The 23313-nt window shown below is 71.6% G+C and carries 16 protein-coding genes and 2 tRNA genes; 8 read left to right on the top strand and 10 right to left on the bottom strand.

Annotated features, from left to right (window positions below):
- Positions 1–5 precede the first annotated feature (5 nt).
- Both ACFO3J_RS30510 and ACFO3J_RS30505 read left to right on the top strand, forming a co-directional pair.
- Positions 6–79 (top strand) — tRNA-Thr (locus tag ACFO3J_RS30510).
- 120 nt (positions 80–199) lie between these two features.
- Entirely contained in the window at positions 200–1306 is a 1107-nt protein-coding gene (locus ACFO3J_RS30505) for a UDP-N-acetylglucosamine--N-acetylmuramyl-(pentapeptide) pyrophosphoryl-undecaprenol N-acetylglucosamine transferase (RefSeq protein ID WP_386436415.1), read from the top strand.
- Between the two features lie 3 nt (positions 1307–1309).
- Here ACFO3J_RS30505 and ACFO3J_RS30500 read toward each other — a convergent pair whose 3' ends face one another.
- Entirely contained in the window at positions 1310–1696 is a 387-nt protein-coding gene (locus ACFO3J_RS30500) for an HIT domain-containing protein (protein ID WP_386436288.1), read from the bottom strand.
- A gap of 97 nt (positions 1697–1793) precedes the next feature.
- A complete protein-coding gene (locus tag ACFO3J_RS30495; RefSeq protein WP_386436285.1) occupies positions 1794–2078 on the bottom strand; it encodes a hypothetical protein in 285 nt (94 codons plus the stop codon).
- A gap of 94 nt (positions 2079–2172) precedes the next feature.
- Here ACFO3J_RS30495 and ACFO3J_RS30490 point away from each other — a divergent pair, with 94 nt between their 5' ends.
- Both ACFO3J_RS30490 and ACFO3J_RS30485 read left to right on the top strand, forming a co-directional pair.
- Positions 2173–2832, top strand: coding sequence for a helix-turn-helix domain-containing protein (locus ACFO3J_RS30490; protein ID WP_386436282.1), 660 nt, complete (start codon positions 2173–2175; stop codon positions 2830–2832).
- Positions 2829–4442, top strand: coding sequence for a tyrosine-type recombinase/integrase (locus ACFO3J_RS30485; protein ID WP_386436279.1), 1614 nt, complete (start codon positions 2829–2831; stop codon positions 4440–4442). The genes ACFO3J_RS30490 and ACFO3J_RS30485 overlap by 4 nt, the downstream gene beginning before the upstream one ends.
- A gap of 161 nt (positions 4443–4603) precedes the next feature.
- Here the strand turns inward: ACFO3J_RS30485 and ACFO3J_RS30480 are convergent, their stop codons facing one another.
- The 8 genes from ACFO3J_RS30480 to ACFO3J_RS30445 form a co-directional block, all read right to left on the bottom strand.
- Complete coding sequence (locus ACFO3J_RS30480) at positions 4604–6553, bottom strand: DUF3732 domain-containing protein (protein ID WP_386436276.1); 1950 nt, start codon at positions 6551–6553, stop codon at positions 4604–4606.
- Positions 6554–6587: 34 nt separating this feature from the next.
- Entirely contained in the window at positions 6588–7076 is a 489-nt protein-coding gene (locus ACFO3J_RS30475) for a three component ABC system middle component (RefSeq protein ID WP_386436273.1), read from the bottom strand.
- On the bottom strand, positions 7073–8278 hold the full coding sequence (locus ACFO3J_RS30470; protein WP_386436270.1) for an ABC-three component system protein: 1206 nt from the start codon (positions 8276–8278) through the stop codon (positions 7073–7075). Before ACFO3J_RS30470 ends, ACFO3J_RS30475 begins: the two co-directional genes overlap by 4 nt.
- Positions 8279–9403: 1125 nt before the next feature.
- A tRNA-Thr gene (locus ACFO3J_RS30465) sits at positions 9404–9477 on the bottom strand.
- Between the two features lie 139 nt (positions 9478–9616).
- Positions 9617–11245, bottom strand: a complete 1629-nt coding sequence (locus ACFO3J_RS30460; protein WP_386436267.1) for an alpha/beta hydrolase — start codon at positions 11243–11245, stop codon at positions 9617–9619.
- Between the two features lie 95 nt (positions 11246–11340).
- A complete protein-coding gene (locus ACFO3J_RS30455) occupies positions 11341–12678 on the bottom strand; it encodes a hypothetical protein (RefSeq protein WP_386436264.1) in 1338 nt (445 codons plus the stop codon).
- Positions 12679–13149: 471 nt separating this feature from the next.
- A complete protein-coding gene (locus ACFO3J_RS30450) occupies positions 13150–14376 on the bottom strand; it encodes a DNA polymerase III subunit delta' (protein WP_386436261.1) in 1227 nt (408 codons plus the stop codon).
- A gap of 212 nt (positions 14377–14588) precedes the next feature.
- The gene (locus ACFO3J_RS30445) at positions 14589–16871 is read right to left on the bottom strand and encodes an asparagine synthase-related protein (RefSeq protein ID WP_386436258.1); all 2283 of its coding nucleotides are present in this window, start codon (positions 16869–16871) and stop codon (positions 14589–14591) included.
- Positions 16872–17799: 928 nt separating this feature from the next.
- On the opposite strand from ACFO3J_RS30445, the gene ACFO3J_RS30440 reads away from it, so the two are divergent.
- The 4 genes from ACFO3J_RS30440 to ACFO3J_RS30425 all read left to right on the top strand — a co-directional run bounded on the left by ACFO3J_RS30440 (position 17800) and on the right by ACFO3J_RS30425 (position 23308).
- A complete protein-coding gene (locus tag ACFO3J_RS30440; RefSeq protein WP_093738751.1) occupies positions 17800–19215 on the top strand; it encodes an MFS transporter in 1416 nt (471 codons plus the stop codon).
- 181 nt (positions 19216–19396) lie between these two features.
- Positions 19397–20728, top strand: coding sequence for an L-2-hydroxyglutarate oxidase (gene lhgO / locus ACFO3J_RS30435; RefSeq protein WP_386436255.1), 1332 nt, complete (start codon positions 19397–19399; stop codon positions 20726–20728).
- A 114-nt stretch (positions 20729–20842) separates the two neighbouring features.
- Positions 20843–21718, top strand: coding sequence for a tRNA (guanosine(46)-N7)-methyltransferase TrmB (gene trmB, locus ACFO3J_RS30430; RefSeq protein WP_386436252.1), 876 nt, complete (start codon positions 20843–20845; stop codon positions 21716–21718).
- 183 nt (positions 21719–21901) lie between these two features.
- The gene (locus ACFO3J_RS30425; RefSeq protein ID WP_386436249.1) at positions 21902–23308 is read left to right on the top strand and encodes a PrsW family intramembrane metalloprotease; all 1407 of its coding nucleotides are present in this window, start codon (positions 21902–21904) and stop codon (positions 23306–23308) included.
- The last annotated feature ends 5 nt before the right edge of the window (positions 23309–23313 follow it).

Raw genomic sequence — 23313 nt, 5'->3', positions numbered from 1 at the left:
GCCACCGGGTCGTAGCTCAAAGGCGGAGCACGGCATAAGTGTTGCCGAGGAGCTGGTTCAACTCCAGCCGGCCCGACCAAGCCCTCTGGCACCAGTGGCCCGGGTGCCCGGTACAGCAGGCCGTGCACCCGGGAGGCCGGGAGAACGACAACCCCGAGACCGAACGCAACGACGATTACGTGGACCAGGTGCGGTGCAGATGAAAATCGGAATTACCGGAGGCGGAAGCGCCGGGCACGTCGTTCCCGCGCTCGCAGTAGCGGCCCGGCTCCCCGCCCAGGGCGTGACGGAACTGGTGTTCTTCGGACGCGCTGACAGCATCGAACACGAATACGCCATAAAGGCCGGCGTCCCGTTCCGGGCTGTACCCTCAGCAGGATTGAAGCGCTACGGTTCGTGGAGCAACCTGCTCATGCCCTTCACGGTCCTGCGCGGAATCGGCGCCGCCGTACGGGCCATGCGCCGCGAGCGGCCCGACGCCCTGTTCTCCAAGGGCAGTTATGTCTCCGTACCCGTCGGCGTCGCAGCCTGGCTCTGCCGGGTTCCCATCGTGGTCCACGAGTCCGACCACTCCCTCGGGCTCGCCAACAAGATCGTCGCCCGGATGGCCCACCGGGTGTGCCTGTCCGTCGCGCCCCCGACCGGTGCACCGCGATGGCTTGCCCGTAAGTCCGTCGTCACCGGCCTGCCCCTGCGGCACGATCTGGCCGCTGGCGACCCGGAACGGCTGCGGCACCGCCTCGACCTCCCGGCGAGGCCCGTCCTTCTGATCTTCTGCGGCAGCAGCGGATCCCAGCGCGTCAACGACGCCGTCAAAAGCCAGCTCGACACTCTGTGTTCGCGCTTCGCGGTCGTCCACGTGCGCGGCAAGGGGAACCTCGACCCTTCGCTCCACGGCATGCCGGACTATCGGCAACTGGAGTACCTGCACGAAGAGATGGCCGACGCCCTGTGGCTCGCCGACCTCGTGATCGGACGCGCCGGCGCCACCACGCTCGCCGAACTCGAAGCGCTCGGCAAACGAGCCGTCCTCATCCCGCTGCCCTCAACCGTCAGTCGCGGCGACCAGCTCGACAACGCCGACGCCTACGCACGCCGCCACCCGGGACAGTGCGTCGTGATCCCAGACAACGAGGAATTGCAGGGCGGAGCGTCGCTCGCCAAAGCATGCATGGAGCTGGCCGCCGAAACCCGCTCCGGCCCGGTGGAGCGCCCTGACCCGAAGGCGGTTCACCGCGCGTCCGACCTCATCGCGCACGAGACCGTGGCAGCAGCCCGGCCACGGCGCGCGCTGCACGCCCGGTAGGACTCAGCCGTCGTGGTGTCCGTACATCGCCAGAATCTGCTCGTCCGACTCCCCGCGGTGGTACACGTGGAAATGCAGGTGCCGGGACTCCTGGTAGAGACCGACGTTCGTGGTGACTGAGGCGGCCCCATGCTCCTCCTCCACCTGCGCTGCGACCTGCCGGACCACTGCCATCACCTTGGCGAGCAGCTCCTCGCCCCCGCCACCCAGATCGACCAGGGATGGCGTGTGCACCTTCGGGACGACCACGACGTGAACCGGGTGCGCGGGGTTGGTGTGCTCGAATGCGAGCACGTGCTCGGTCTCCGCCACCACCTTGACCGGCGTAAGCCCAGGGATGGCCTGGTGGCAGTAGAAGTCGGAGGTCGAAGGGGGCGCAGCAGCGGTCACAGTAGGTAGCCTTCCGCGTCAGGCAGTGATAGCTCCCGACACCCTACAGTTCCGGCAGGGCGCCCCTCGCGGAGGGACCACGTGAGGCGATCATGTTCTACGCGCAGAGACCGTGTCGCTCGCCTCCAGATGCTTCACGGGATGCGTCCGACGTGCGGCGCTCTAGGCCGAGCAGTTTCAAGAGGTCGGCTGTCACCACCCGGTAGGCGTTGCCGAGGCGTAGCACCTTGACCGGGTACGCACCTTGCTTGGCGAGCCCGTACCCCGTTGAACGGCCGATCATCAGGGCCCTGTTCGCGGTGTCGAGGTCGATGACCACCGGGAGGGTGAGCAGCTCGTCACTCGTGAGCCCTTGTGTTCCGCGGGAAAAATCGGATGCCATCACGGCGCTCTCCTTGTGTCTCCTGGTGTCGCGGTGCCGCTATATATGTATCACGGTGTTGCGGATGCGCTTTTTATCGATCTAAAGTGTCTCCATGACACCCGATCAATGGCCAACAGCGTTCACCGGTCGGATCGCCCACAGGATGCGAGACGCACGCAAGGCGGCCGGCCTCACCATGGCTGCCGTCGCCCAGGGCTGTGCCGACCGCGGACTGCCCGAGGTCACGGAGCACTCCTTGAAAAACCTGGAATCGGGGCGCAAGACCAGCGTCACGGTCGCCGACTTCTTCGTCCTGGCCGACGTTCTCGGCGTTCCGCCCGTGACCCTCCTCTTCCCCCTTGGCTCCGCTGCCACCGTAGAGGTCCTGCCGGGACAGGAAGTGTCCACCTGGGACGCCCTCACGTGGTTCACCGGTGAGGCGCCCGTGGACCGGCCTGCCACCGAAGGCACTGCCCGCGATGTCCTCGACGTATTCCGGCAGCACGGCGACCTGGTAGCCGGTGCGGCAGCTTCCACAGCCCTGGCCAGGGAACGCCGCCGCAGTGCGAGCACCACCCTGGACCGAGCCCGCCGGACCACCCTCCTGCAGCGTGCCGAAGGCTACGAGGAGCACGCCTTCGAGGACTGCCAGGAACTGCGGGCCCTGCGGAACAACATGCGCGAGCGGAGCCTCGTGCCCCCCGCTCTTCCCGACGAACTCGCCTTCGTCGATGACCCTGACACCAGCAACAGCCCGGGGGCCGACAAGTGAAAAAGGGCACCACCGTCCGGCGGTGCGCCTGCCGCAATCCCGCCACTGGCAAGCCGTACGGGGCGGCCTGCCCGAAGGCGTCCAACACCCGGCACGGCCTCTGGTACGCCGTCCAGGAGCTTGTCCCACGTCAGGACGGCACCCGCCGCCGTTTCCGCCGGGGCGGATTCGAGACTGCGACCGACGCGAAGACCGAGTTGTCCAAGGCCGCCGCACTCATGGCGATTCCGGACGAGGACGACCCGGCCGGTCAGCTCTCCATCAGCGATCTCCTCGAAGCGTGCGCGGCGGCCAAGGAGCCGCTGCCGGACTACGACGAGACTCTGCGCCGCTTCAAGACCGGCCAGACCCTTAACTCCAAGACCACCGTCGGGGAATGGCTAGACACCTGGCTCACCGGACGTAAGCGTCTTCGCGTCACCGGCTACAAGCGCTACGCCTGCGACGTCCGCGTCCACCTCAAGCCCCAACTGGGCAGCATCCGGCTGGACAAGCTCAGGGTCCACCACCTGAACACGATGTTCGACACGATCAACGAGCGCAACATCGAGATCCAGGAGCAGAACACCCAGCGGAGGGCGGTCCAGGCCGAACTCAATGCCACCCCGAACCGGGGCGCCGATAACCGGGCCCGCCGCACGTCGCTCCGGGCCCAGCTCGACGCGATGCCGCCGTTCCGCCGGATCACCGGCCTCAACACCCAGCCGCACATAAAGGCCACGCTCAGGGCCGCCCTGAACGTGGCCATCGCCCAGCAGGTGATGTCCCCCTTCAACCCGGCCGAGCACGTCGAACTCCTACCCGGCACGAGGCCGAAGGCCCTCATCTGGACTGACGAGCGCATAGCTCGCTGGCAGGCGACCGGCGTCAGGCCGTCGCCCGTCATGGTCTGGAGCCCGGAGCAAACGGGGCGGTTCCTCGACTTCGTTGCCGGAGACCGGCTCTACCCGCTGTGGCGGCTCATCTCTTTCCGGGGTACCCGGCGCGGTGAGTCGTGTGGTGTCCGCTGGGAGGATCTGTCGGCCACCGAGCACTCTCTGGCCATCGCCACCCAACTCGTCCAGGACGGCTGGGAGATCCACGAGGGCACTCCGAAGACCGACTCGGGCATCCGCCTCATCGCCCTGGACGACGAAACCTTCGAGGTTCTCCAGGCTCACCGCCTTCGCCAGGAGCGCGAGCGCGACGAATGGGGCGAGGGGTGGATAGACACCGGGCGAATATTCACCCAGGAGGACGGCTCCCTGCTCCACCCGGGCAAGGTCAGCGACCTCTTCGAGCGCCTGATCGCTGCTGCCGGCCTCCCCCCGATCCGACTCCACGACCTACGCCACATCGCTGCCACCCTCATGCTCGCGGCCGGGGTGGACATCAAGGTCGTAAGCGAAACCCTTGGCCACTCCGACACCCATATCACCCGTGACATCTATCAGGCTGTCCTGGACGACCTCGCCCGCGACGCCGCCGAGAAGGTCGTCCAGCTCGTACCCCACAGCCGCTCGCACCTGACCGCAGTCCCGGACAACCGGACACCGGATCCGACGCGCGCCCTGCCGAGGATGCAACCCCCCAAGCGGCCCCCGGGCAAGGAAGAGAAGGACACCGCCTGAGAACGGTGGCAAGGAGAGGCTCCGGTCAGCGGGGGTATCTGACCGGAGCACCTTCGGCAAGCCAGTCCGCGTCCCGCTCCGCACGAGGGGTAGGGGAAGAGCAGCAAACGGGAAGGGCACGACCCGTAACGAAAGACGGTCTGGTTCATTACGCCACGCTGTTATTCGAGCCAGTCCTCGGGGATCAAAGCGTTCCTGCGGCCATCTCGAGGTCGCCAGTTCTCGACCAGCGCTTCCTGGAACCACTGCTCGGGCAGGTTGGCGTGGTCGCACACGATGATTTGCAGTCCACCGTCGCTGGAGTCGGCGACGTCTCTGAGAAGCTCGAAGTAGCTAGTGACGGCAGCCCAGTCCGCGTCTTGGACAGTGGTGGCGTCGCGGATCTTTTCGGGGAAGAACGCCTGGGTGGGCTGGTCGAGCATCAGGAAGCGCGGTACAGGCCGCTGGTGTTGCAGGAAGTAAGTATGCAGGGCGAGGTGGGCAACTAGGTGGTAACCGATCCAGTTCTTCGCGCTGCCGATGCGGGTCAGTGGCAGGCGGCCTGCGGGACGCCGCAAAACGACGTTGAGCTGGGCGAGGCTGATGCGTACTTCGTCTGCTGCTGCGGCCTGGCCGAGGTTGAGGCGGCGTGCCCAGGGCGTCATGTAGGCGGCAACATCGGTGAGGCGTCGTTCTGTTTCTGCGGTGATGTCGTCCTCGTCAACCAGTTCCTGAAGTTGCTCGGCGCGCTCCTGGGCCAGGACCAGCTCGTTGCGGAGTCCACTGATGTCGTCGGGTGACAGTTGGCCAGCGGCGGTGATTTCCTGGGCGATGCGCCCCTGAATGTATGCGGCGCGCAGTTGCTGGTCCTGCAGGCTGCGCATGCGCTCGTCGCTGGCGTTGAGGTCTCTAAGCTGGGCGCTGTTCAAACGGAGACGTTCGGCAGCGGCGTCGCGCTGAACTTGCAGGCTCCGGCGGTGCTCGTCGCGTACGGGTTGGAGTGTCTGAGCGTGCTCAAGCTCCACGCTTAGGTTCGAGGTCAGTTCGGTGATGTCCGCGGCGGACGGGTCGGGTTCGGGCAGCGGCTGAGTGCACAGGGGGCAGGTGCCCGAGTCATGGCCGGGCTGCGCGGGCCCTAGTAGGTCGAGGGTCTTTAGGCGGTTGAGCTGGAGGTGCAGTTCTCCGGTATATGCCTGTCCTTGTTCGTGCCAGCGGTCCACGAGCGCAAGGGCGTCACCCAGTTGCTGCCACTGCTCGCGCAAAATGCGCCGTTCGTCTTGGAGCGCTTGGCGGCGGTCGGCCGGGGCGGCCTGTTCCACCGCAGAGGAGACACTGAGGGCTTGATCCAGCAACTGTGGGATCCGACGAGGGTCCACAGTGACCGGGACGTCACTGAGCAGTCCCTCGCTTTCGGCTAGGCGCAGCAGCGCCACTGCCCGCGTGTCGGTCCCTTCCTGCCGGCGGCTTGCATCTTCCAGGGCGCGCTGCGCGGCACGCTGGGCGCGTAGAGCCTGACCCAGTTGGTGACGGCGCAGGGCCTGTTCCGGTCCTGCTGCGCCGAGGAAGTAGGGCAGTGTGTCTTTGATTGCCTGCTGGATGCCGTCTTCGCTCTGGCGGTGGAAGAGAGCACCCTGGTTGGCGATCTCGCCCTGCTTTTGGAAGCAGAGGAGAGCGGCCTGCCCGATGGAGACGTCGAAGGCGGCGCGAGCTGCGCCAGTTGGCGGTTGGAAGTGGAAGTCCTCGATGCCCAGGCGGGCACTGAGCTGACTGCGAATTACGCTGACATCCGAGTCGAGGCGCAATTCATCGCCGCGTGGGAAGTCCAGCGTCTCGTCGCCAGTGCGGACCATGGCCTTGATAGTCGAAGCTCCTGACGGGCGGGGGCGCACAGTAAGCATTCGGCTGGTCCCGAAGGAGACTAACAGCGCGTACCACCCAACGGTCTGGTCGATCGGCTCGTCGGGAAGATTGGGCTGCTTGCGTCCCAGGCAGTAGTCGACGATGTCGAGGACTTCCGACTTCCCAGTCTCGGATTCACCGGTGAGGATGTTCAGCGCCCCTAGCCGGAAACGGATAACCCGGGGCTCGGGCCGTCCGTCGCGATGGTAGAGGGCCAGGGCGATTAGCTGCATGGCGGGTTGGTGACTTCCTTACGGGAGAGGCAGGTCAGGGACGGACGCCCAGCAAGGTGAAGGCAGTCGCTAGGTCGGTCGCAGCCAGCCACCTGCCCACCAGCGCGGCGCGCTGGGCGCAGTCGGTGACTTCCTCGCCGAAGTCCGAGGGCAGCGGGGTCGGTGCGCGCGGCGTACGCAAGCCGGTACCGGTGACTTCTATCGCATGGTGGCGCAGGGCGGTGCGCAGGCTGGCGCGGGTGTAGCCGGTCAGTTCGTGAGCGCGTTCGGCGAACCGAGCTTGGTGGTGAGGGTATTGGGTCAGCCACGCGCCCATGGAACGACTGGCGCGTGCCGGCATGTCCGCACGCGTGTCGGCTGGCAGCACCAGCGGCAGCACCAGGAAGGCCGCGGGCCAGGGCACCGGCGTTCGAGCGGCGGATCTCGTAGCTGCGTTGACACTGCAGGCCAGCAAGTAGGCGCCGAACGCAGGGTTAAGCAGGGCGCGTGCCTCGGGTACCTGAGGGGCAGCTGTCTCGGTCACTGCCCCTGCTCCTCATCCTCGGCACTCTGGCCCAGCAGGTGCCGGAAGCGGGGATGCCAGCCCACTGGTTCCTGAGCGGTCCCAGCTCGGTCGGCGAGACTATGCATGGTGCCTCGGCCGATCCAGCCGACCGTGGTGCTGCCCAGACGTGCTGGCTCGTCCGCTACCGCGTCCATCGTCTCCTTCAGCACCTCCTTGCCGACACTCGCTTGCTTGTCTTCGGAGTCCTGATCATGGCCGTCGGTCAGGTCAGCGGAGATGTGATCCCATTCGTCCCACAGGCGCTGTTCGTACTCCTCCAACCCCTGCTCGGTGATCGTGAAAGCGCGCAGCCACTGTGATCGCTGGGCCGATGCGTGGTGGTAGTCCCGCAGGTACATGGCGATTGAGCGGTTGTTCAGTCCGATCCACTGCATCTGCCGCACGACCAACTGGTCGCGATACGCGGCGGTCTCCGCCTCGGTCAGACGGCGCAGTTCCTGAGTTACGGGCAGGTTCTGCCCGGCGAACTGGTCGGTGATCTCCTCGATCCGACACTGCAGCTCCTGCGCGCTCACCGACGGCCTGTTCAGGGCCGGGTTCTTCCGCTCCAGCAACTGGACTGCCATGCGGTACCACCACCCCTTGATCTGGTCGAGGACGGCCTGCCCGTGCCGGCGTGCCGCAATCCCCAGTGCTCTGGCGAGCCTATGGTCGAGATCTGACATCAGCGGTGCGCCGTCGCTGATCTCGATCGCAGCGACCAGCCGGTAGCGCTGGGGTGGCGTCAGATCCATGAACTTCCTACGGTCCTCTGCGGTGGTTTCCGGCTCGCTTGCGATGGCCACCGCCTCCATGCGGTCGAGGGCAGCCGCAACGTCGCGCTGCGGGCTTCCGCGCAGCAGATAGAAAAACGTACCTTCGGTCGCGACCTGCGTGGTTACCAGGCGCAGCAGTGGCATCGGCCCGGATGTGCTCGTGCCCAGGACTGTCAGTGCATCGATCCACGAGGCAACTGACCGCCAAAAGTCCTTACCGGTCTCGCTGAGCTGCCCGGCACTCCTCCGGTGCTTGGACTGCAGTAACTCACTCGGGGACCCGGCCCCGTGGAGGAACTCGACGTCGTCCAGGACCTCCATCCTCACCTCGACTACGGGGTCGTCCAGGCTGCGCTCGGCCAGTTCCACTAGGGCCAGCTCACACTGATAGAGATAGCCAGTCATCTGACCGGCGGCCGAATGCGATCCTACTTGCGCCACGTTCCCCACTAGTGCTCGAGACCGTCCTACACCTCAACCCCGCCTCTGCGGCGCGTTGTTGACTAGCCCTGCCGGGATGGCCGGGAGTCCTCTGACCGCGTCCCCCCGAATCGAACGGCATGTCTCGGATCCCGAGCGCCCGCAGTCCCCCAACCGCACTCCGAACTTACCAGCCGATGCTCGGCATTTAAGCCGATAGCGGAGGAGTAGGTGCCGTCTTGGCCGAGAAGGGTGGAACCGGGTTCAATTGCCCAATGCCCGTAGCTGCGCTCGCAGTTCGCGCGGGTTGCGCGCTAGACCATCGAGGCGTTGCACTTCGGCCGTAGCCAGCGCAGCCCGCGCCGGCTGGCCCGGTGAGCCGGTGGGCTGGCCGCAACCACAGCAGGCTGGGGCACTCCCATCCCGATAGCGAGGGCTCCGTAATCGGATGCCGTTCCTCGTTCGCGGCCAGCTCCTCCTCGGAGACGAAAATGGCGTCGCAGCCGCTCTCGACCAAAGCCCCCAATCCGGCGCGCCGCAGTGCATCGGCGCATCCTCTGGCGGTCGGTGCACCTGGATCAGTCAGTCCAGGTCGTTCCGGGTATTGACCACGGAGATCTCAGCTTCGGGCAGAGGCTCGACTTCAGACCCGTGAGGTAGTGCACGCAAGGCCAAGCGCGGAGCCCACGTGCGGCAGCAGTCAATCCAGGCCGTGCTCTTCGGAATGCCGGCCTCATTGCGGGCGGTGATGGGGGAGCACCGCAGACCGTTCTCGGACCGGTCGGACCGGCTGGAACGTGCCGGGGTGGGAGATCTGTGCCGGTCGGGTAGACATAGGCACTCGGGGGGAGGATAGCTAAGGCTCCTGGGCTGGGGCGAGCGATGCGCCCGTTTGCACGCGCTTGTAGAGACCCCACAAAATCCAGCTGAGAGGCATCTCCCGGGGCAAGGCCGCGTCGGCCTCACGTCTGCAGCGGCGCTGCAGAAATGGCCACACCTCGGCCGCACATCGCCGTCGCCACGCCGACTGGACACTCCTGCGCCCGCCGGGAAGGGTCAAGGACAAGGAAAAACCCCAGGTCACGGCGAGTGAGTCCTGGGGCCTTCCGGAGCCGCCTTCGGGATTCGAACCCGAGACCTACGCATTACGAGTGCGTTGCTCTGGCCAACTGAGCTAAGGCGGCTTGCTGGGGTGCTGACACAGGGTGGCAGCAGCAGCGGGGAAAGTCTACAGGCTTCGTGGGGGTGGTCCGGACGCCGTTCGGATCATGGGGAGGGGCTGGTCAGAGGGCACCCGGGAGGTGGGCTCGGGAGGTGGGGCGGTCAGGTGCACTTCTTGCCGTTGGGGGGGAGGTGGTCCTGGAGGAGGTAGGCGTTGACGGCGCTGTCGATGCAGGTGGAGCCGCGGGCGTAGGCGGTGTGGCCGTCGCCGTCGTAGGTGAGGAGGTGGCCGGAGGAGAGTTGGGAGGCGAGGGAGACGGCCCAGGCGTAGGGGGTGGCCGGGTCGCGGATGGTGCCGACGACGAGGATCGGGGCGGCGCCCTTGGCCGGGATGCGTTCGGCGCGGCCGGTGGCGGGCACCGGCCAGTAGCCGCAGGTGAGGGAGGACCAGGCGAGGGCGGTGCCGAAGTGGGGGGAGGCCTTCTTGAAGGCGGGCAGCGCGCGTTCGACGTCGGCCGGGGAGGACAGGGCCGGGGGCAGGTCGAGGCAGTTGACGGCGGCGTTGGCGTACATGAGGTTGCTGTACTTGCCGTCGTCGTCGCGCTCGTAGTAGCCGTCGGACAGCTTGAGGAGCGGGTCGCCGTCGCCCTTCTGCGCGCTGGTCAGGGCGCCGCGCAGGGAGGGCCAGGCGGTCTGGTCGTACATCGCCGCGATGACGCCGGTCGTCCCCAGGGACTCGCTGAGCGGGCGGGAGGTGCCGGTGGGCAGCGGGTGGGCGTCGAGGGACGCGAAGAAGGCGTCGAGCCGCTTGCCCGCGTCATAGACGGAGGCGCTGCCCAGCGGGCAGTCGGTGCGCTTGACGCAGTCCGCCGCGAAGGCGTTGAAGGCGACCTCGAAGCCGCCGGCCTGGGCGCGGCTGCTCTCCAGGGCGCTCACCGAGGGGTCCATGGCGCCGTCGAGGACGACCCGGCCGACGCGTTGCGGGAAGAGGCCGGCGTAGGTGGCGCCGAGGAAGGTGCCGTACGACTTTCCGACGTACGTCAGCTTCTTGTCGCCGAGCAGCCCGCGCAGCACATCCATGTCGCGCGCCGAGTCGATCGTCGAGACATGGCCGAGGAACTGGGCGGAGCGCTTCTCGCAGGAGGTGTCGAAGGACTTGTCGGCCGCGGTGAGTTTGCTGATCTCGGCCGGGGTGTCGGGGGTGGAGTCGACGGTGGTGTACGCGTCCATCTGCTTGTCGCTGAGGCACTCGACCGGCTCGCTGCGGGCGACGCCGCGCGGGTCGACGGCGACCATGTCGTAGCGGGAGGTCACGGACGCGGGGTAGCCCAGGGCCGCGTACTGGAGGTAGTCGATCGCGGAACCGCCCGGGCCGCCCGGGTTGACCAGCATCGAGCCGAGCCGCTTGCCTGGGCCGGCCGCCTTCGTCCGGGCGACGGCGAGTTTGAGGTCGTGCGCGGCGTCCGGGTGGGCGTAGTCCAGCGGGACCTTCATGGTGGCGCAGTCGAATTTGGGCACGCCGCAGCTGCGCCACTTCAGCTTCTGCTGGTAGTACGGCGCCAGGTCGGCCGGGGTCCGCGCGGGCAGCGGTCGCAGCGTTGGGGCGCCGGACCGGGCGGCGGAGGCGGACGAGGCGGAGGCCGAGGCGGACTGCTGGGAACCCGCGGCCGGCGCCGCCGCGGCCTTGTGACCCGCCCCTCCCGATGAGCATGCGGACAGCAGCAGTCCGGCCACCGCGACCACGGTGAGCGGCATGCGGAGCAGGCGTTTGGCGCGCTTCGGCGAGTGCATCGGCGGCTCGGTCCTCCCGTCGGATGAGAGCGAGCGTATCGGCCGTACGTCATCGGCGATCGTTCGACCTGTCGCCTTTTGAGTGGTTTACGTCGCTAGGCGTGGCCTTTTGGTGTCCCGGTGGGCGCCGGCGCGTGGGAGGGAGCGGGCGGCCGAACGGGTGCCGGGGTGCGCTCCCGCGCGGGGGTGAGTCCATGGGTCGGGGCGTGGGTGGGTACGTGCGCCCGGGCCGGTTTGCGCGGCGCGGCGGAGGCCGGGGCGTGCGTCACCGGACGAGCCGGCAGGTGGGCGTGCCGCTGCGGCCGGACGTGCGCCGCTACGTGACCGCGTACGTGACCGGTTACGTCCCTGGCCCGTACGTCCCCGGCTACGTCCTCGGCCCGTACGTGTCCCGACAGGCGCCGCGCCGCGTGCGCCCGCACAGGTGACCCCTCCGCCGCCCCCGCTTCCCCGGCCACCCGCGCCGCCCCGTCCAGCTTCTCCGTCAGATACGCCCCGACCAGGCCCATCAGCGCGGCCCGCTTCCCCGTCCCGTCCAGCAGCCGTACGGCGTCGCCCCGCGCGTGCAGTGCCCGGCGCAGCCGCAGGGCCGAGGCGTGCGGGCCGCTCTCACCGGCGGCCGAGGCGAGGAGCAGCGGCGGGTAGGGGCCGGCGGGCGCGGTGAGCGGCGGGTACGTACCGGAGATGCCGATGCCCGCCCGGAAGCGGTCCGGGTTGGCCAGCGCTTCCCGTACCGCGCAAGGGGCCTGCGGGCCGATGCCGAGCACCGCGCGGGCGGTGACCGAGGTCAGGGTGCGGTAACGGTGGGCGACCTCGGCGAGTACGGCGGCGGAGTCACGGTCGCAGCGGTCCGGCATGACCAGCAGGAACGGGTCGGACCGCTTGCTGCGCAGCCCCGCGGCGAGCCCGGCGTAGAGGTCCGGGTCGCCCTGGGGGCCCTCCACATGGGCCAGCACCACCGGGAACGCGACGCCGGCCGCGTGCGGAGTGTCGTAGAAGGGCGGCAGCCACACCCGCGTGCCGTCGCCGAGCAGTTGGAGCGTGCCGCCGGACGGGTGACCGAGGGTGCGGGCCGGCTGCTCCGGGGACGGCGACGGTTCGGGCGGCGCCGGGGCCGGCAGGTGCGACGGCGGGGGCGGCGGCTGGACGGGTACGGCGGAGGCGGTACGGACGGCGGGCGGCGGTGTGGCGACGGAGGCGACCGAGGAGGGTGGGGACGCGGACCGGTGCAGAAGCGGTACGGCGAGGGTGGCGGCCACCAGCGCGGCCACACCGGCCGCGCCGGTCCGCAGCGCGACGCCCCTGCGGTCGACGGGCAGCTCGTAGACCCGCCCGGCCCGCTCCCCCTGCCAGTGGCGCAGGGCTCGCAGCGCGAGGGCCAGGGCGGTCACGGCGGCCAGCAGCAAGAAGAACATGAGGATGTCGTCGGACACGGCGGGACCCTCTCGGGACGGCTGCGGCCCCGCGGGGACAGGGGGAAGCGAACGGGGACGCTGCCTGCACCTTGCCTCCGCATCGCGGCGCGCACGCGAAGCCGTTACGGTCGGGGGCCGGCGATCACCCGAAGGCAGCACACGGCTCGGACGAGCCGGGGCCGGGCGCGGACCGGCACCGTCGGCGCCGCCGCGCGGGCCCGACTCGGTGGCCGCGCGCCACCCGGACCGCTCGGCCCGGCACGAACCCCACTTCCGGCGGCCGCGCCGGACCGTGGACGGGGATCGGCGGCCGCGGGCGAGCGACCCGGGGCTGGGTCCATGCTCCGGAACCGCCGAGGTGGGCGGCGCCCGACGCCGACCGGCCGCAGGCCGGGCCGAGCCGAGCCGACCGACGCTCGGTGACCCCCGGCGACCCCGGCCACGGCAGGCACCCGGGGCGCAGCCCCCGGGCCCCCGCCATCTCCCCCGTCAGCCCGCGCGCAGCGCCAGCGTCATCGCCTCGACCGCCAGCAGCGGCGCCACATTGTGGTCCAGGGCGTCGCGGCACGCCAGGATCGCCTCGATGCGGCGGAGGCTGTGTTCGGGGCGGGAGGAAGAGGCTATCCGGCGGATGCCGTCCATGGCCTCGGCGTTGGCGACGTGGGCGGCGGGGCGGCCGAGTTGGAGGGTGAGGACGTCGCGGTAGAAGCCGGCCAGGTCGGTGAGGGCGAGGTCGAGGGTGTCGCGCTGGGTGCGGGTGGAGCGGCGTTTCTGGCGGTCGGCGAGTTCCTTCATGGCGCCCGCGGTGCCGCGGGGCATCCTGCTCCCGAGGCCCGCCGCGGCGCCCAGCGCGGCCCGCATCTCCTCGGTCTCCTTGCCGTCGACCTCGTCCGCGACCGCCTTGGCGTCCTCGGTGGCCGAGTCGACCAGTTCCTGGGCGGCGCGCAGGCAGCCGCCGATGTCGGCGACGCGCAGTGGCACCCGCAGGACGGTCGCGCGGCGGGAGCGGGCGGTCTCGTCGGCGGCCAGGCGGCGGGCCCGGCCGATGTGACCCTGGGTGGCGCGGGCCACCTGGGCGGCGAGTTCGGGCGCGACGCCGTCCCTGCGGGTCAGCACGTCGGCGACATCCGCGACGGACGGGGTGCGCAGGGTCAGCAGGCGGCAGCGGGAGCGGATGGTGGGCAGCGCGTCCTCGACGGATGGGGCGCACAGCAGCCAGACCGTACGGGGGGCCGGCTCCTCGACCGCCTTCAGCAGGACATTGGCGGCGCCCTCGGTCAGGCGGTCGGCGTCCTCCATCAGGATCACCTGCCAGCGGCCGCCGGCCGGGGACAGGGACGCGCGCCGCACCAGCTCGCGGGTCTCCTTGACGCCGATGGACAGCAGGTCGGTGCGGACGGTCTCCACATCGGCGTGGGTGCCGATGAGCGCGGTGTGGCAGCCGTCGCAGAATCCGCAGCCGGGGGCCGCGCCGAGGGCCCGGTCGGGGCTGGTGCACTGCAGGGCCGCCGCGAAGGCGCGCGCGGCGGTGGAGCGGCCGCTGCCCGGCGGGCCGGTGAAGAGCCAGGCGTGGGTCATCCGGGACGCGGTGGTGGAGTCGCGGTCGCCGCGCGCGACCGTCGACTCGGCGGTGACCAGGGTGTCGGCGTCCTGGGCGGCGGCGCTCAGCTCCGCCACCGTCCGGGGTTGCCCCACCACGTCGTCCCACACCGTCATCGCCCGCGCCTCGCCTTTCTTCTTCTGCGCCCGACCTGCCCGACCCGTCTGGGCCGCCTCGGCCCACCTCTGGCCGCCCTGACCCGCGCCCCCCATTCTGCGGCACCCCACTGACAACCCGGCCCCGCAAGGGTCCCGCGCCCCGCGCCCCCGCCCGGCCGAGCAGCGCCCCGCCCCCCTCCGGTCGCGCCCAGCGCCCCCGCCCCGCCCCCTCACAGCGAAAGCCGCTGCACCCCCGAAGCCACCGCCCGCTGCTCCGGCTCCCCCGCCCCGCCCGTCCAGCAGGAACCCCGCCGGGCCAGCAGGCGGCGCAGCCACAGCTCGACGGAGACGAGTTCGCCGATGCCGTCCAGGCCCACCGGCTCACCGCGCGCCGCCGACTCCAGGGCCTCGCGGATCGCGCCGGCCTCGATCAGGCCGGCGTCGGCCAGCAGCGGGGCCTCGAAGAGGTCGAGGAGGGGGTCGAGGGAGGCGCGCAGGCCGGCCCGGGCGGCGGCGCCCGCGACCGAGGAGGAGGCGGAGGAGGCGCCCCAGCCGGGCGGGAGGTCGCGGACGCCGGCGCCCTGGAGGACCTCGCGGAGCACGTCGGCGCGGGCGCCGGGCCGTACCCGCAGGGCGCCGGGGAGGGCGCGGCAGGCGCGGACCACCTGGTTGTCGAGGAAGGGGGCGTGCAGGCGCTGCGAGGGCACCGCCGCCGCCTGCTCCAGGACGCGGAAGTCGGCGGCCTGCCGGGCGAGGGCCGCGCGGGCGCGCCGCTCGCCGGGGCGTTCGGTCGGCCAGGGGCGGCGGGCCGCCTCCTGGAGCCGTACGGACACCTCGGCCAGCGCCTCGCCGGTCAGCCAGCGGGCGGCGGGTCCGGGCCGGGCCCAGGCCATCGCGGCGAGCGAGGCGCTCAGCGGGCCGCCGGTGCCGCGTCCGGCGTCGCCGAACTCCCGCCGCAGCAGCCGCAGCGCCGCGTCCTCGACGCCCTGCTGGTAGGGGGTGCGGGCCAGCCGCCGGGCGGCGCGGTAGACGGTGAGCGGCACAGTGAAGGGGACCAGCGCCGAGTGCCCGGTGACCGCGCCGTCCGCCCTGGTCAGCGCGGCGACCGGGCGCAGCAGGTGACGGCGGCGCCGGTCCATCAGCAGATCGGCCAGCCGGGCCGGGTGCGCGTCGAGAACCTGCCGGGCGCCGTAGCCGATCAGATGGTCGGCGCCGCCCGCGGCGAGCCGCCGCCGGTGGCGTTCGGCGGTGATCAGCGAAGGCCCGGGCTCGTCGGTGAGCGGGCCGAGCGCGCCGCTGGCCAGGTCCGCGTAGGGCAGCGCGTCCTCGCCGCCGGGTACGACGACGTGGCGCAGCCGGGGGTCGGTTCCCATCGCGCGGGCCCGCTCCAGTTCGGCCACCCGCGCGGTCGCCGCGTAGCCCGAACCGGCGCCGCCGACAAGGTCGTTGAAGGTGACGGCGAGCAGCCGTTCGCCGGCCAGCGATCCCGGGCTGCCGGGCAGGGTGCCGGGCATGCCGGGCAGCCCGGCGGCCAGCAGCGCGAGCGTCGCCGAGGCGCTGCCGCCGGACAGGTCGGCGCCGATGCCGGGGGCCGGCTCCTCGTCCGGGTCGGGGACGTAGCGCGGCTGCGACAGCCGGGCGCGTACCGCGTCCACCAGCGCGTCCCGTACGCCCGACACCGCCGCTTCGGCGTCGGCGGCGGTGGTCGGCTGGTGGCCGACCGCGAGGGAGAGGGTCGGTTCGTAGCCGCTGATCTCGGGGGCGCCGTCGCGCAGGATGAGCGCGTGGCCGGGCGGCACCCGGCGTACGCCCAGGTAGGGCGTGCCGTCGATGAGCGCTTCGGGGGCGTCGGGGCAGGCGAGGGTGGCGGCGAGGTGGGTGACGTCGAGGCCGGCTTCGATCAGGTCGGCCAGCGGGAGCGCGGCGGTCGCGTAGGCGGTGCCGCCGGACCAGGCGGTGTGGAAGACCGGGCGGGCGCCGGCCAGGTCGCCCAGCACGGTGATGCGGCGGCCGAGTTGGAGGACGGCGGTGTAGCTGCCGGACCAGGCGGTCACATGGCGCAGCGCGCCGCCGCGGGCGGCGACCAGGCCGAGCCGCAGTTCGGCGTCGGTGGCGCCGCAGCGGCCGAGCACCGCGAGCCGGGCGATGCCGGCGTAGCCGTTGCCGCCGTCGCCCATGCCGGTGCCGGGGTTGGGCTCGCCGGGGCCGTAACGCCGCTGCTGGGCACCGCCGTTGACGGCCGAGCCGCGATAGGAGCCGTACGCACCGCCGTACGCGCCCCCGTACGCACCGCCGTTGTACGCCGAACCGGGCTTCGCCGTACGCCCGTTGGCGCCCGGACCGGTCGCGTCGCCGTGCACGACCCGGATCTCGTCGGGCCGCCAGTCCCCCACCGCCCACAGCGGATCGATGTCACCCCAGAGGAGTTGGGCGCCGACAGGCTGGAGCGAGCGGGCCCGCGAGCCGGGAACGGGACCCGACGCGGCACTGCTCCACCCCACCAACCACCGCATCGCCGCCTCCACAGGCTGTGGACAGCCGGTGCGCGGGCGCCATCGCCGCTCGCCCCGCCTCGTCGCCACGTCTGATGTCCGGAAGACCATGCTGCCACGTGGAAGCGCGCGAGGAGGCGCAAGGGCGCAGCAAGGGACGACGGGTCGCACGCCGGAAGCGGGCGGGAAACACGCGCGAGACGAAACGTCGGATTCGCGCCAAAGTCTGCGGCACATACCGCAGTTGATATGCCGGTGAAATGCCGGTCCGTTGCCGGGTCCGGCGGTGGGTGGATGCCGGGTGTCCGCCGTCCGCCGGTGGACTCCCGTGGCGCGCCGATCTTCCGGTACCGAGGCCGATCCCGTGCCGTCGTCTACGGCCGCGGCGGGCGGGTCAACGGCCCGGGAGGCATGTCCCATCCTCCCGGGCCGGTCCGCCGCCCGCGGGGATTGTGGCGGCGGAACCCCTGGCCCGCCCAACCCCGGCAAGCCGCCTGCCGGGGTCGCGGGCCGACCCACGGCCACCATGCAAGCGCTGACACTCCGCACGGCACAGAGCGCACGGCCGGGCGCACGGCCACATATACCGGGAGCACAAGCCGGGCCGTGCGCGTGGCGTGGCCGCCCCCGCGCCCGGCTTCCCCGCGCCCGCGCAAGGTCGCCATCCGGCCTTCACGCCGGCCGCGCGCCGCCCTCACATTGGCCGGTAAGGGACTGGTTTCCGGCCATCCGATTCCAGCCTCTTAACGGTCGGGATGCGGCGAACTACGCTGGGTGCATCCGGTTCGCACCTGTACGCGCGGCTCGGGTGTCCGGCGCATGCACCGCGCCCCCCGTGAAACGGTGATCGTGGTGGCTGAATCGGACTCCAGGGGAGGGCGACCCCCGAACCCCATGACATCACCAGGCCGGCCGGCCTGCCCCCAGCGGCATCACGAGGTGAACCGCAGTGAACAGAGAACACCGCGGGCCGAACGAGAAACTCGGCACCCTTCTCGCTCTGGCGGGCATCAGCAACGCCGGACTCGCCCGACGGGTCAACGACCTGGGCGCCCAACGCGGTCTGACGCTGCGTTATGACAAGACCTCGGTGGCCCGCTGGGTCACCAAGGGCATGGTCCCGCAGGGCGCCGCGCCCCATCTGATCGCCGCCGCGATCGGCAGCAAGCTCGGCCGTCCCGTGCCGCTGCACGAGATAGGCCTGGCGGACGCCGACCCGGCGCCCGAAGTCGGCCTGGCCTTCCCCCGGGACGTGGGCGAGGCGGTGAAATCGGCCACCGACCTGTGGCGGTTGGATCTGGCCGGGCGGCGCGGCCCCGGAGGTGGCGGCATCTGGCAGAGCTTGGCCGGATCTTTCGCAGTGAGCGCTTACGTCACCCCCGCGTCACGCTGGCTGATCACCCCCGCCGACGCCACGGTGGCCCGTGACGCGCCCGCGCCCGGCATGGCGCATGTCGGCCACACGGATGTGACCAAGTTGCGTGAGGCGGCCGAGGACGCCCGCCGCTGGGACTCCAAGTACGGTGGCGGCGACTGGCGTTCGGGCATGGTCCCGGAGTGCCTGCGGGTCGAGGCGGCCCCGCTGCTGCTCGGCTCGTACAGCGACGACGTGGGCCGCTCGTTGTTCGGCGCCACCGCCGAACTCACCCGGCTGGCCGGGTGGATGGCCTTCGACACCGGCCAGCAGGAAGCCGCCCAGCGCTACTACATCCAGGCGCTGCGGCTGGCCCGCGCCGCCGCCGACGTCCCCCTCGGCGGCTATGTCCTGGCCTCGATGTCGCTTCAGGCCACCTACCGCAACTTCGCGGACGAGGGCGTCGACCTCGCCCAGGCCGCCCTGGAACGCAACCGCGGCCTGGCCACCACTCGCACCATGAGCTTCTTCCACCTGGTGGAGGCCCGCGCCCACGCCAAGGCCGGCGAAGCCCAGGCCTGCGGCGCCTCGCTGGCCGCCGCCGAAGCCCTGCTGGAACGCGCCCGGGACGGCGACGCCGACCCGAGCTGGCTCGGCTTCTACTCCTACGACCGCCTCGCCGCCGACGCCGCCGAGTGCTACCGCGACCTGCGCCTGCCCCGTCAGGTCCAGCGCTTCACCGAGCAGGCTTTGGCCCGCCCCACCGAGGAGTTCGTCCGCTCGCACGGCCTGCGCCTGGTCGTCTCGGCCGTCGCCGAACTCGAATCCGGCAACCTCGACGCGTGCTGCGCGGCGGGCGTCAAGGCCGTCGAGGTCGCCAACCGGATCTCCTCGGCCCGCACCACCGAGTACGTACGGGACCTGCTGCACCGGCTGGAGCCGTACAACGACGAGCCGCGCGTACTCGAACTGCGCGAGCGGGCGCGGCCGTTGCTGGCGGCCCCGGCGTAACGTCCCTTCTCCCGGCGGATCACGCGCGGCCTTCGGCCCGGTCCGCCGGCCAGGCGCCGGGACCGCCCGCCGCAACCGCCCACCGGGCCCACCGGCTGACGGTCCCAACCGGCATACTCCGGGCAGGAGATGAAGTGGGCGAAGCACCCGCTGGCCGGCGAGCACCGAGGAGCCACACACGATGACCCGCCCCACAACGGACTTCACCGTGATCGGCGCCGGCATCGTAGGCCTGGCCACGGCCTACGCCTTGCAGCAGGCCGCGCCCGCGGCGAGCGTCACCGTGATCGAGAAGGAGGCGGGCCCGGCCCGCCACCAGACCGGGCGCAACAGCGGAGTCATCCACAGCGGCATCTACTACCGCCCGGGCAGCCTCAAGGCGCAATACGCGCTGGCCGGTTGCGCCGAGACCCCGAAGTTCGCGGCCGAGCACGGCGTCCCGTACGCGATCACCGGCAAGCTGATCGTCGCCACCCTCCCGGCCGAACTCCCGCGCCTGCACGCCCTGGTCCAGCGTGGCCGCGAACACGGCCTGACCGTCCGCGAATTGGGCCCGGCCCAGATCGCCGAGTACGAGCCGGAGGTGGCCGGGCTCGCCGCCATCCACGTCGGCTCCACCGGCATCTGCGACTACGGCGCGCTCAGCGCGGTCCTGGCCCGGCTGGTCACCGAGGCCGGCGGCAGGATCGTCTATGGGGAGCGGGTCACCGCGATCGAGCGGACGGGGGACGGCGAGGTCACCGTCCGCACGGAGGGCGCGTCGCGCCGGGCGGCGCGGGAACGGGACCAGGGGCGGAGCCGCGCGCAGGCTGCGGACCAGGGCCAGGACCGGCCCCGGGACGAGCCCCGGGAGCAGCCCCAGGCACCCGGCGCCGCCCCGTACCGCACCCGCGTCCTCGTCAACTGCGCCGGGCTGCACAGCGATCGCCTCGCCCGGCTGGCCGGTACCGACCCCGGGATGCGGATCGTGCCCTTCCGGGGCGAGTACTACGAGCTGGTACCGACGCGGCGCGAGCTGGTCCAGGGCCTGGTCTATCCGGTGCCGGACCCCGACTTCCCCTTCCTCGGCGTCCACCTCACCCGGGACGTCCGCGGCGGTGTCCACCTCGGCCCGAACGCCGTGCCCGCGCTGGCCCGCGAGGGCTACCGGCGCCGTACCGTCCGGCTGCGCGACCTCGCCGAGACGGCGGCCTTCCCCGGCACCTGGCGGATCGCCCGCCGCCACTGGCGGCACGAGGTCGGCGAGATCCGCCGCTCGCTGTCGAAGCGCGCCTTCACCGCCGACGCCCGCCGCCTGCTGCCAGCGCTGCGCCCGGAGGACCTCGTGCCGGCCCCCGCGGGCGTACGGGCCCAGGCGGTGCTGCCCGACGGCTCCCTGGTGGACGACTTCCTCTTCGGCGGCTCGGGCCCCTTCGTCCATGTGCTGAACGCGCCCTCCCCCGCAGCGACCGCCGCGCTGCCCATCGGCCGCGAGGTGGCCCGCCGGGCAGTGGAGGCGCTGGAGGCGGGATGACCGGGCCGGGAGGCGGGATGACCGGGGCCGGGAGGCGGCCCGCCGGGTCCCCCGGCCCCCTCCCGCCCGCGCGGCGGCCCTCACCAGCCACGGCACCGTAGAATCGACCCCATCGTGTCCAGCACCCCCGTCTCCGTGAAGTTCCCCGCGGGCCCGGCCCCCGATCCGGCCGGTTCGCGCGGTGAGCGCCGTATCCGTTCCTTCCACGCGCGGCGCGGCCGGATCACACAGGCGCAGGCGGCGGCGATAGAGCGGCACTGGGAGCGGTGGGGCGTCGAGTTGGACGGCAGCCCGCTGGATCTGGCAGCGCTGTTCGCCTCCCCGGGCCTGCCCGGAGCGAGCCGGCCCGAGGCTGGTCCGCCCGAGGCTCGTCTGCCCGAAGCGAGCCTGCCCGAGCCGGGCCCGCCGCAGCCGGTCCGGCCCGAGCCGCCCGAGCCGCCCGGGGGTCGGCCGACCCCCGCCGACCCCCCGCCCGTCGTCGTCGAGATCGGCTTCGGCATGGGCGACGCCACCGCCGCGATGGCCGCCGCCGACCCCCGCACCGGCATCCTCGCGGTGGACGTCCACACCCCCGGCCAGGGCAATCTGCTCGCGATGGCCGACCGGGCCGGCCTCACCAACCTCCGGGTGGCCAACGGCGACGCGATCGTATTGCTGCGCGACATGCTGCCCCCCGCGTCCCTGTCCGGCCTGCGCGTCTACTTCCCCGACCCCTGGCCCAAGGGCAAGCACCACAAACGGCGCCTGATCCAGCCCGCGTTCCTGGACCTGGTCACTCCGCTGCTGCGCCCGGGCGCCCTGGTGCACTGCGCGACGGACTGGGAGCCGTACGCCGAGCAGATGCTGGAGGTGCTGACGGCGGCGCCCGGCCTGGCCAACCAGTACCCCGGATTCGCGCCCCGCCCCGACTTCCGCCCGATGACCAAGTTCGAGCGGCAGGGGCTGGCGAAGGGCCACGTCGTACGGGACTTGCTCTTCATCCGGATCTGACCTCGTACGCACAGGTACGCACCCTCGCGGACCGGCGGCAGGTGCCCGTACTGTCTACAGGTGTCCACGTACTCGTCTTCGTCCGATGCGACGTCCCTTTCCGTCCCGGGCGAGCAGGAGGCCACGACCGAAGCAGGGCCCCTTCCGGGGGCCGAGGCAGCTCCCCCTCCCGGGGCCGGAGCCGTGACCCCTCCGCCGGCCGGGGCGCCCGACGAGTCCGTGGTGGTCGCCGCGGCGAGCAAGACCACCAAGGCCACGAAGGCGAGCGCGCTCAAGCGCTGCATACCCCGCCGCGCGTTCTGGGAGAGCAAGGCCGTACGGACCGTGGCGCTGTTCACCGCCCTCGCCGTCTGCGGTGTGACCATCCTCGCGCTGGTGCGGCAGCACATCGGCACCGAGCCCTTCCTGATCGGCCTGCTGCTGGCGATCCTGCCGGTGCCGCTGCTGCTGTGGGCCTTCCTCTGGCTGGACCAGGTGGCGCCGAACCCCTGGCAGAACGTGGTGTTCGCCGTCGCGTGGGGCGCGTGCGCGGCGACGCTGGTGGCGATCTTCGGCAATGAGTACGGGGAGAAGCTGATCTCCTCCGCCTTCTCCGGTACGCCCTCGCAATCGGACCACTGGGGTGCGATGTTCGTGGCGCCGCTGGTGGAGGAGACGGCCAAGGGCTCCGCGATCCTGCTGCTCTTCCTCTTCCGGCGCCGCACCATCGAGTCGATCGTGGACGGGATCGTGCTCGGCGGGCTGGTGGCCACCGGCTTCGCGTTCACCGAGAACATCCTCTACCTGGGCACGGCCGCCGGGGAGGACCGCGATCTGGGCTCGCCCGTGCTGGGCGCGACGACCGTGGGCACCTTCTTCGTACGGGTCCTGATGACGCCCTTCGCGCACCCGCTCTTCACCTCGATGACCGGCATCGGCTTCGCCATCGCGGCGACCGCCCGCCCGGGCCGCCACTGGCGCTGGCGCTGGGCGCCACCGGTGGGCGGCTGGATGCTGGCGATGCTGCTGCACGGCACCTGGAACGGCTGCTCGCTGACCTCCCCCGGCACCTTCCTCACCGTCTACCTCGCCGCGATGCTGCCCGCCTGCGGCCTGGTCGTCTGGCTGGCCTTCTGGGCGCGTTCGAATGAGTTGCGCACCATCCGCACCCATCTGGCCGTCTACGCGGCCGCCGGCTGGCTCGCCCCGCCCGAACCCGCCGCCCTCGGCTCGATGTCCGTCCGCGCCACCGCCCGCCGCGAGACCCGCCGCTTCTGGGGCGAGGCCCCCTCCCGCGCCGTCCGCGACTACACCGCCTTCGCCACCCACCTCGCCTTCCTCCGCGCCGCCGCCACCCGGGGCGCCCCCGCCCCCGACTTCGCCGCCCGCGAGTCCGAACTCCTCCACCACCTCTGGTCCCGCAAATCCTGGGCCCAGCCGGCCCTCCTCTCCGCCTCCCAGCCCACCCGCCCCCCGTACTTCCCCCCACCACCCCGCCCGGGCCAGTGGGGCCCGGGCGCGTACCGGACGCCGTACGCGTACCCGTATCCGTATCCGTGGGCGGGTGCGGGTGCGGGCGCGGGGACGGGGGCGCCGGGCAAGCGCCTGTAGGAAGA

Source organism: Streptomyces polygonati (genome assembly GCF_042650325.1).
Taxonomy (GTDB): domain Bacteria; phylum Actinomycetota; class Actinomycetes; order Streptomycetales; family Streptomycetaceae; genus Actinacidiphila; species Actinacidiphila polygonati.
Note: the sequence above shows the minus strand (reverse complement) of the source record. Positions and strands in the feature narration are given on the sequence as shown.